Origin of the sequence: Pseudochryseolinea flava, from assembly GCF_003286915.1 — a bacterium.
Lineage (GTDB): Bacteria > Bacteroidota > Bacteroidia > Cytophagales > Cyclobacteriaceae > Ohtaekwangia > Ohtaekwangia flava.
Window position 1 is genome coordinate 1 of sequence record NZ_QMFY01000045.1, and the last position, 1236, is coordinate 1236.

Here is a 1236-nt window from a genome sequence, read left to right on the forward strand (position 1 = left end):
CGTAAGCTTCCCCTGAGTAGCTACACTCAAAATTAATAATTGTCGTGATAATTGCCTTGTTGGAATGTTGGATACTCGGTGTCGGCTTGTGCGGCAGGGAGTATTCCACATTTCAACAGGAACGCCCTTGGCGTAATGTTGTTTAAGCTGTCATGCGGTCTGATGTTGTTATACTTCCAGATAAACTTCTCTGTCTCCATTCTTACTTGATGCAGATCATCAAAGAGATATGCACCTAAGATCTCATCACGATATGTTCTGTTAAATCTCTCGATGTACGCATTCTGATTTGGCTTAGCGGGCTGAATAAATTTCAATTCGATACCATTACTGGCACACCAAGGCTTGAGGGCAAGAAATTCTGGACCATTGTCAACTCGAATGGTTGCAGGCTTTCCTCGCCATTCAAACATCTGACTTAGTTCCCGAGTTACACGTTGTGAGCTGATAGACGTATCCACGACGATGTTCACGATCTCACGATTAAAATCATCCAGAACATTAAGGGTCCGAAATGATCTGCCATTTGTAAGACGGTCAAACATAAAGTCCATTGACCATACGCGATTAGGAAACTCTGGTTGATACAATGGCTCTTTGATTCTTGCAGGCAATCGCTTCTTCGGCTTTCTACGAATGTTCAAATTCAACTGCGTGTAGATTCGATACACACGCTTATGATTCCAGGGTCTCGCTTGTCCTCGTAAAAAGTGAAACATCTTCCAGAATCCCCATCGGCGATTTTCTTGTGCCAGGCGCGTGAGTTCGTCCTGGACAGCTTCGTCGTTGCAGTCAATTTTGTGCTTGTAGTAGTAAACTGATGAACTGAGCTTCATGAGCATACACGCCTGCCGTAGACTTATCTGCTGCTCTTGCAGATAAGTGACAGCTAATCTCTTCTCGTCAGGCGTTAAAGCTTTTTTTCGATCAGATCTTTCAAGGCGTCGCGCTGAATGCTGACATCAGCATACATCCGTTTGAGTTTGTTGTTCTCTTCTTCAAGCTCCTTGATTCGCTTGAGCTGACTGGCTTCTAGTCCGCCATACTTCGCTTTCCAATTGTAAAGCGTTGCTGTACTGATACCATGTTCACGGCAAAGGTCCGCAGCAGCGGTACCACCATCATACTGTTTGAGAATTGACACGATTTGTGTCTCGGTGAATCGACTTTTCTTCATTGTTCCCTAAAGTTAAAAATTCCTACTTTTGAATTCTTCGCTTTTTAGGGAAGCTTACG

1 protein-coding gene is annotated in these 1236 nt (G+C 43.9%); it reads right to left on the reverse strand.

The features are described 5' to 3' along the window. Positions 1-32: 32 nt before the first annotated feature. Positions 33-1177, reverse strand: a protein-coding gene (locus DQQ10_RS27690) for an IS3 family transposase (protein WP_245970561.1) whose coding sequence is annotated in 2 segments (ribosomal slippage) — positions 33-925 and positions 925-1177 — 1146 coding nt in all. Because the reading frame shifts where the segments join, the coding sequence is not laid out codon by codon here. Between the last annotated feature and the right edge of the window lie 59 nt (positions 1178-1236).